The organism is Belnapia mucosa (assembly GCF_016775475.1).
GTDB classification, from domain to species: domain Bacteria; phylum Pseudomonadota; class Alphaproteobacteria; order Acetobacterales; family Acetobacteraceae; genus Belnapia; species Belnapia mucosa.
The window spans coordinates 13,881-22,445 of sequence record NZ_JAEUXJ010000036.1 but is presented as its reverse complement, the minus strand read 5'-3'; the positions used below and the strand labels follow the sequence as shown (position 1 = coordinate 22,445).

7 protein-coding genes are annotated in these 8,565 nt (G+C 64.4%); 3 read left to right on the top strand and 4 right to left on the bottom strand.

The window, feature by feature from the left end; translation table 11 throughout:
* Positions 1–493: 493 nt before the first annotated feature.
* Positions 494–1,498 (bottom strand): CoA transferase, encoded by a 1,005-nt coding sequence (locus JMJ55_RS31340; protein ID WP_328702798.1) that lies wholly within the window; start codon positions 1,496–1,498, stop codon positions 494–496.
* A 6-nt stretch (positions 1,499–1,504) separates the two neighbouring features.
* Positions 1,505–1,681: a hypothetical protein gene (locus tag JMJ55_RS31335; protein WP_236034204.1), complete on the bottom strand. Its 177-nt coding sequence runs from the start codon at positions 1,679–1,681 to the stop codon at positions 1,505–1,507.
* Between the two features lie 533 nt (positions 1,682–2,214).
* On the opposite strand from JMJ55_RS31335, the gene JMJ55_RS29140 reads away from it, so the two are divergent.
* The 3 genes from JMJ55_RS29140 to JMJ55_RS29130 all read left to right on the top strand — a co-directional run bounded on the left by JMJ55_RS29140 (position 2,215) and on the right by JMJ55_RS29130 (position 5,343).
* Positions 2,215–2,694, top strand: coding sequence for an inorganic diphosphatase (locus tag JMJ55_RS29140; RefSeq protein WP_202829121.1), 480 nt, complete (start codon positions 2,215–2,217; stop codon positions 2,692–2,694).
* 205 nt (positions 2,695–2,899) lie between these two features.
* Positions 2,900–4,474: a Na+/H+ antiporter gene (locus JMJ55_RS29135; protein WP_202829120.1), complete on the top strand. Its 1,575-nt coding sequence runs from the start codon at positions 2,900–2,902 to the stop codon at positions 4,472–4,474.
* 323 nt (positions 4,475–4,797) lie between these two features.
* A complete protein-coding gene (locus tag JMJ55_RS29130; RefSeq protein WP_202829119.1) occupies positions 4,798–5,343 on the top strand; it encodes a DUF1003 domain-containing protein in 546 nt (181 codons plus the stop codon).
* 518 nt (positions 5,344–5,861) lie between these two features.
* Here the strand turns inward: JMJ55_RS29130 and JMJ55_RS29125 are convergent.
* On the bottom strand, positions 5,862–6,698 hold the full coding sequence (locus tag JMJ55_RS29125) for a tripartite tricarboxylate transporter substrate binding protein (RefSeq protein ID WP_236034202.1): 837 nt from the start codon (positions 6,696–6,698) through the stop codon (positions 5,862–5,864).
* A gap of 811 nt (positions 6,699–7,509) precedes the next feature.
* Positions 7,510–8,565 (bottom strand): WD40 repeat domain-containing protein (locus JMJ55_RS29120; protein ID WP_236034201.1); only part of this gene is annotated, 1,056 nt, incomplete at its 5' end.

The window sequence follows — 8,565 nt, the reverse complement described above, 5'->3', positions numbered from 1 at the left end:
CCAGCGTATTCGGTACCATCCTGACGACCGTCACGGCCTGACCACTCAGCCGCAAAAGTCCGGGGGTGGGTAATTACTTTGCCGCTGCTGCTGGAACCGCTACCGTTGGCCTGGGCGGAGCAGCGCCTCGTAATCACCAAAGAATGGAAGGCGTAAGCCAGCCGTTATGAGGACAACCTGTGGTGACGGGACTTGGCCGTAAGCTGCTAGTCTGCTTCTGGGGCTAGGTGCCGAGAAGCCGACCTACCGGTTGCCGCTCAGACGTATGGCATCAGCCAGTTTCGGCGCTCCGGGCCAACCATGCAGGCTGGTCCCCGCCGAACTTGGGTGTCGGCAACGCCCATCGGCATGGTGTCTCCGACATGTGGAGCACCGGGCCAAGCGTCAGCAGGTCGCCATAGGAGGAGTCTTCGCGCACATAGAGCGGTTCGAGCTCGGCCCCGGTCAGCTGCTCGGGCGCATCCGCAAAGCTGCCAAGGAGCCCCTGGCGCTGCTAAAGCATGGCGGACTGGCAGAGCGAAGCCTGTACATGGTAGCTGCCGCCTTCACGGGCCCGGCGGGCCAAGGCCAGCATCGCGCCGAAGGCTGCGAGGTAGCCCGTCAGGTAGTCGCATATTGGGGCCGGGGCGAGCTTCGGTCGTCCGACGCCGGTCACCTCGCCATGGGTGTGGGCAATACCCGAAACCGATTGCGCGATCTGCTCCCACCCGACCCTCGTTGCGAAGGGGCCACCCGACCCGAAGCAGCTGATCGAGGCAACGATCAGCCCGGGACGGAGCCCGACCAGGTCCTCCAGCCCGAAACCCCGCCCGCCCAGCTGCCCGGGGCGGTAGCCGTTGACGAACACATCCGCCTCACGCGCCAGCGCGGCAAGGCAACCAGCCCCGTCGTCACGACGAAGGTCAAGAAAGCAGCTCCTCTTGCCATGGCTCAGGTCACGAACATATTCGGGCACCTGCGGCAGGTGAGGCGCGGCGACCATCAGCACGTCGGCGCCGTGCTCTGCGAGTGTCCGACCGGCGGTCGGCCCCGCTAGGATTCGAGTCAGGTCGAGCACGCGAACCCCCAACAGCGGCCGGTCACCAGGCGGAAGCGGCTCAGGCTCGCCCTCGGCGACTTTGATGATCTCCACCACGGGACGGGCGGCGAGGTAGGCGCATTGCGGGTGCGTCAGCCACTCCTCGCGGGTCCGGACCTTGCCGCCGCAGGCGTGCGCTTCGGCGATCGCCGCCTCAAGCGCGTCGGCGTTCCAGCGACTGATGGCGGCGCTGACGGATGCAGGCGTGCTTTCGCATCCCAGCACGTCCAGTACGCGGCGTTCGAGATGCGGCAAGTTGAAGTGCGGCAGGAACCAGCGCCCGTCCGCGGTCGGCCAGGGCTGGGTACCGGTGGCCATGTGCTTCATGCTCTCGGACACCGGCAAGCGGCGATACTGTCCATCCGGCTCCCGCTTCATGGTGTAATCAACGACGCGCAGCGTCGCCGCCGCTTCGGGCACCGCGATCTAAAGGGCTTGGCGGCGGCCGGTGCGCAGCTCCCAAAGGTCGTTGGCCGCGACGCCGGTTGCGGCCAGAACGGCAGCCGCGGTTTCCCCGATGCGGAAGGGCGTCCGGTAGAACGGGTCGGACCCGGTGATCGTCACCTCGCCGGTCTCCGGCGCCGTCATTGCGCGGATGGCCATCAGCTCCGAAAAGGCGTCGGACCGATCTGCCTGTGTCATTCTGAATCGCTTCTATTTCAGGCGTGTCGGAGACCATGTCACGGCTGTGGGGAGCCGGGTAGCGATACCAAATGTCCGGGACAGGCGCCGAACCGGCGTGACCGGAAGCGGCCGAATGCGGGCAAGCGGCTTGCGAGGATGCATAGCGAAGATGCAGACCTTCATTCCTGCCCTACCGCACTGCTGAGTCCGCCTGGACGTTCTTCAGCGGCGCCTCAACGATGACCTAATGGGCCTGGGCGACCAGGGCGGCAGCCAGCTCGCTGCGAGAAGTCATCGGCGGCCTCCATCGGCCAAACCGAGCAAGCCTACTAAATCGGGCGGGCTGCAGCGCCCATGGGGGCAACTGGGCAGGGACTTGGCGGTTGAGGCGCGGTGGTGCTGCGCCCGCACCTCCAGCCCGGAGCCCAGAAGCACACATGGCGGATCGAGCAGCCAAGGGCGACCCCTCAAGCCTGCCCTCCTTCGACGCTCGGACGGGAGAAGTCACGGCCGTGGTCGAGACCCCGAAGGGGAGCCGCAACAAGTACACCTATGATGAGGAGCACGGCATCTTCCGCCTTGGCGGGGTGCTGCCGGAGGGCACCAGCTTCCCCCACGACTTCGGCTTCATCCCCTCGACCCTGGGCGAGGACGGCGACCCGCTTGACGTGCTCGTACTACTAGACAGCCCTGTCCCGATGGGGTGCGTGCTGGGCGTCCGTCTCGTCGGGGTCATCGAGGCGCAGCAGCGCGAGCGCGATGGCGCGGTGATGCGCAACGACCGCCTGCTCGCCGTGGCCACGCACGCCCACACTCACGAGCACGTCCACACGCTCGCCGACCTGCGCCCGCGCCTGCTCGAGGAGATCGAGGGCTTCTTCGCCCACTATAACCGGCTGCGGGGCAAGGAATTCCGGCCGGTCGGCCGCGGCGGGCCGGACCGGGCGCGGGCGCTGCTGGAGCAGGGTATCGTGCGCCACCGTGAGGGGTAGGCGGGCTGACCGGCACTCACCGCTCCCGTGCTGAGCGGCCGTAGCCGACAAGGACTTGGCGACCACGTGGAGCGATCCGGCGAGGCGGTTAGGCTTAGGCAGGCGGAACTCCGCTCGTCCCATGGCCGGGCATGCGTTCCTGGCCACCATGTCGCAGGGGCCTCTCGGGCGACACCCACTGCCCTTACCCGGAACAGGATCCACCATGGCTCTGCTCGAGACGCTTCTGGGCCTGACCGCGGCTTCGGTCGCCCTTGCCCTGCTCGCCCGTGCGCTGCGGCTGCCCTCGGCCGTCACCCTGGTGCTCGGCGGCATGGCCCTGGCCTTCGTGCCCGGGCTGCCGGAGGTGGAGCTCGCGCCGGACCTAGCCTTGGCACTCTTTCTGCCGCCCTTGCTTCAGGCAAGCGCTCTGCGCACGGACTGGCCGGACTTCCGCGCGAACCTACCACTCATCCTGCTGCTCGCGGTGGGCGCGGTGCTGGTCACCGCCGGCGCCGTCGCGGCCACGGTTAAACCGCTCGCGCCCGAGCTGCCCTGGGCGGCAGCGATCGCGCTCGGCGCCATCGTGGCGCCACCCGACGCCGTCTCAGCCACGTCGGTGCTGAAGGGCTTCCGGCTGCCCAAGCGCATCGTGACGGTGCTTGAGGGCGAGAGCTTGATCAACGACGCGTCCTCCCTGGTGCTTTACCGCTTCGCTGTGGCCGCGACCATGGCGGGGGCGGTCAGCCTGGCCGAGGCCTCTGTTTCCTTCCTGGTCAGCGCGGCCGGTGGGGCCGCCATCGGTGTCGCCGTGGGCTGGGCGACGGTGTGGCTGCTGCTGCGCTTGCAGGACCGCATGTTGGAGATCGTGGTGTCCTTCCTGTCGGCCTTCGCCAGCTACTTCGCGGCCGAGGCCGTCCACGTCTCGGGCGTGCTAGCCGCAGTGGCCTGCGGCGGGGTGGTCGGCCGGCGGCGGCTCGAGCTCGCGGCCGGCACACGGCTCGAGGCCAACACAGCCTGGGAGTTTGTCGAGTTCGTGCTGACGAGCTTGGTTTTCACGCTGATGGGCCTGCAGCTCCGCGGCATCCTCGAGCGGCTGACCGACACAGACCCGTGGCGGCTCGCCCTGCTGGCCGCCGCCGCCTCCACGGCCCTAATCGTCTCGCGCATCGCCTGGGTGTTTGCCACCTTCTACCCGGTGTCGGCGCTGATGAACGGGCTCAGGGGCCAGGGCTTCGCTCCGCCGCTCAGCTACCCTGCCATCATCTCCTGGGCCGGCATGCGCGGGGTGGTCAGCCTGGCCGCCGCGTTGGCCCTTCCCGCGGAGTTCCCCAGCCGGGACGAAGTGGTCTTCGTTGTCTTCTGCTGCATCCTCACCTCCCTCCTGCTTCAGGGGACGACGCTGGCGCCGCTGATCCGTCGCTTCGACCTCAGCGACCCGGAGATCGAGGCGGTCCGGCCCGAGGTGGCCACGGCACGTAAGGAGGTCGCCGCGGCGGCGGTGGGCGCCCTCTCCGACAAGCTGGAAGACCGGGAGCACGCGGAGGTAGCCGAGACGCTCGTCCGGGACTTCCGGGCCCGGGTCGAGCACGCCGAACGCCTGGACGAGGACCCGGAGGCGGCGCAGCGTCGGCTGAACGCACAGCTGCGCCTGCGACTGAGCGCCCTGGGCGCGGCTCGGGCCAAGCTCGCGGAGCTGCGCGATGAGCTTGACGGCGAGACGCTGGCCACGCTCGTGGAGGAGCTCGACCTCGAGGAGGAGCAGGTCCGGGTCGCCCTGAGGGCGGCCGAGCCGACCTGATCCGCATCCCGTCGAGACTGCAGGGGATCCCGGTATGCGCACCCGGCGTGAGCAGCGTCGGAACGGCACTACCGGTCCGAAATGTGGGACACCCGAAGCACTAGTCTGCACAGCACCTCTCTGGAGCCTTGGGATTGCGCTTCGAGAGGGATGACACCGAGGTCGGGAATGATGGCCGGGAGCGGGCTGACCGCCTCCGGAGAGACTCTGGGCAAAGCTGACCTCGCAGACCGCCAAGCCTTTTGGCCTCTACCGACCCTTAACTGTCCTTCGCACGTTTGCTCGACGCCCACGCAGCCTTGGAGTCAAGGATCACTGCCGATATGCCAAGCCCAACACCGACCGTGCCGCCGCCCAAGCCGGACAGCCTCAGCACTTCCCTAAAACGTAACATCCAGGTTCTGGAGAACCGACGCCGCAAGGAAGCAGCGGTCGCAACCCGCGAAGAGCGGATCGCCGAGGCCATCACCCGCTTCACCGGCAGCATGACCTTCGTCTACATCCATCTCGCCCTCTACGGCGCCTGGATCCTGGTGAATCTCGGGTTCATCCCTGGTATGCCCCAGTTCGACCCGTCCTTCGTGGTGCTCGCAATGGAGGCCTCGGTTGAAGCCATTTTCCTCTCCACCTTTGTGCTCATCAGCCAGAATCGCATGGCCGCCGCGGCCGACAAGCGCGCCGATCTAGACCTCCAGATCAGCCTCTTGACGGAGCACGAGCTGACCAAGCTGTCCGAACTTGTCGTCGCCATTGCCGAGCGCCTGGACATCCGGGCCAGTGCCGACCCTGAGTTGCAGGAGGTGCAGCAGGACGTCGCCCCGGAAGCCGTGCTGGATGAGATTGAGGCGCGGCAACAAAAAGACCCATAGAATTTGGCTGCCCCACCGAGCGAGCCGCCACCAAGCCCCAAATGCGCGCTAACCGCCTCGAATGACGTGCCTCACCGCATGCGCCACTATTGGTAGGCTCGATCCTGACGACCGCAACCAGCAGTCACCTTGAACGTATCCCAAGTAGCCCACCGTCTACCAATCCGGGCCTCATCGGAGCCACCATGCACGCTTGGCAGCCAATCACGACCGCGCCCCGCGACGGGCACACGATTTTGGCCTACCTGCCCGCCAAAGCAGGCCTACCCACCCGACAAGACGTAGTGGCGATCTTCTGGGCAGCCGGAAGTGGGTGGGCAACGGCCTACAGTGGGGCGCACTTGGACGCCGAACCAACTTATTGGATGCCTTTGCCGCAAGCCCCAACTTCAGCAGGCTCGGACAAGGATAAAGATCGCGATGTGCGAGACCAAGGGGCACATCCTAGCACGGATGTGCCCATCCAAGCAGGCCCGATCCACTAACGACCAAACCCATTGAGACAGGGCTACTGCCGGTCACTCCTTCCACGGGTGGCGCTGCCACAGTGCCCGCAGCGACGCGTCCATTTCGGCAATCATTGAGGCATAGGCGCCGCCGACCAGCGGTCGCAGCGGCATGGCCAACTTCTCCGCATCGGCTCGGAAGGCGGGGTCGGATAAGGCCTCGGTGAAGGCGGCCTCCAGCCTTTGCCTGATCCCGATCGGGATACCGGGCGTAGCGACAAAGCCCCGTGACGCGCCGGCGATGAAGTCGAAGCCCTGCTCACGGAAGGTGGGTACTGCCGGTAGCGCTGAGAAGCGTGTCGGAGCGGCGACGCCGAGCGCCCGGATACGACCATCTCGCTGCAAAGCAATTGCCTCGCTGATGTTGCCCACAAGAAGGCTGATATGCCCGCCGAGCAAAGCCTGTGTCGCCGGCGCACTGCCCAGGAAAGGGACATGCACCATGGCTGGCAGCCCTTGCGCGGCTTCATACGCCAGCATTGCGATGTGGTCGTCCCCACCGACGCCGGTGCTGCCGTAGGACAACCCGCCGCCGGGCCTCCCGCGTGCAGCGGCAGCGAGGTCGGCGAGCGATGTTAGTGGCGATGACGCATCGACGAAGAAGGCATTCGGATCCTCGACCACATTGGCGATCCAGGTGAACTCCGCGGTGCGGTAGCGGACTGCACGCTCGATCGGGAGCGCCGGCAGTGCGGGAGCGGTGATCGCACCAAGCGTGTAGCCAACAGGGGCTGCGTTGAAGATTGCCTCGTTGCCTATCTGCGTCCCGGCGCCGGGACGACTGACTATGATGAAGCGTGCCCCGTTGCCGAGATGATTACAGACATGCGGCATCAGAATACGTGCCATGGCATCCAACCCACCGCCGGGTGGCACGGGCACAATGACCTCGATGGGTCGATCACCGGGCCAAGCTGTGCCCTGGGCATACGCCACCAAGGGACGCATCAACCCAGTAGTGGCAGCGGTGGCGCTGAGCCGGCGGCGAGTGAGCATACCGACCTCCCGTGTATGGCTCCTTAGCCGCAGGATCGCGCAGGGGCAGAATGTTTTGCAAGGACGAGAAGGTCGAGGATCAGGGACGGCATACTCGCAGGGGGGTGAGAGGTGCTCATAGCTCCCGTAATCTGGCCCTTCGTGCCCGACGACCTTGAGCCTGTGGTTTGATTGGGTAGGGAGGGGCTGTGGCAAGCGTGGGATCGGAAGCCCACGCCAGCCCCGTTTGCCGACTTAAATGCAGGTCGTGTTGAGGGATGAAGAAACGGACTTGGTCCATAGCTTCGACCGACAGGCGGCCGACACACTGAAAGACGGGCCGATGCTCCGACCGAAGATCGTGAATTTTCAACGCGGTAAAGCTTGAGGGTTAAATCGGGCTACCCTCAAGGTCCGGAGAGTCTCCGGCATTTCGGAGAGAAAACCCGGCTCCGTTCCGCAGCCAAACCATCAAGGTTGCCGCGAAAACCCAGGCCAAATCTGCGCTTCAGCAGGGTGTCCTGGTCAGGAGAGACAGGTTGTGAGGGGACCAACTGGAGCAGCGGTGGGAACTGGGAAACGAAATTCTCTGGGCAACGAGTACTGCAACATCCCAGTCACAAAGAGATGACGTTATATAGATCCCCGCGCGCGTAACGCCCAGTTCGAGAGACGGCATAGCCGCTCAGTCCCACAGCCCCGGATCCTTGTCGTCACCGTCCACCAATGCCAGCTGCCCGACGGGAAGTACCGTGACAGAGTGGACCCAGCTGGCATGGCCGCTAAGAGTGCGCAGTTCGCGGCCCGAAGGCAATTCCCAAACCTTTACAGTCCCCTTTATGTCCGCCGAGGCGAGCCGCTGGCCGTCGGGCGAGAAGCCAACGAAAAGCAAAGGTGCATCGTGGCCCTTGAGGACAGCAAACTTGCGTCCAGGATCAAAAATCCAGAGTTGGATAATGTAATCAGTGCAATCATTCTTTTTTATAAAGCGGGTCGATGGTGCCGCGAGGACCTTGCCGCTGGGTGAGACAGCCAAACCATAATGGTCCAAGCTGTATTCACTGGAGCTCATCCACGTTTGTAGCGGAAAGCTTCCGTCAACCGCAAAAAATTGAATCATTCCGTCATTGCTAGAAAGAAAAATATATCGCCCATCAGGCGAAAAAACTGCCGCACGATACCTCGTTTTAATAGCCCTTGATTGAAGGGCGTTTTCCCAGTCCGACTTTGCTACGCGAGACAAAACTGAATCCGCGAATTTGTATACACTATGCATTGCGGCAGCTTTTAAGCTAGATAACGGCTTTATCTCAGAACCGGAGATCACATCGCACACCCAGAATTTGTTTGCCTGCCAGAACACAACGCGTCGAGAGTCGGGTGAAAATGAAAAGCCTGGCCAACCCCATAAGCCAATTTCAGAACTTTTAGCGATTTTCTCAGCTAAACAATGAATGGTTTTGCCGGATTCCGCGTCTTTTAGTAAAATATGCATTATACCTCGGGTATGATCGATGAAAGGTATAACCGCAAGCCGGCCATCTGCTGAGAAGGCGATTGGACGCGCGTTCCATGACTGGTGATCTTCTATTAGTCCCGTATCCAGTAGCTGCCACGTAAGCTCGATAGAGTCCACCGTAAGCCGCAAAAGCGAGTGCTGAGTCCTCCTGCCGGGCTGCCCTGAGAGCCCCGGCGCTGGCGTCGGCCCCTCAGGCTGTCTCCGCGGCTCTGCCTCTGCTGC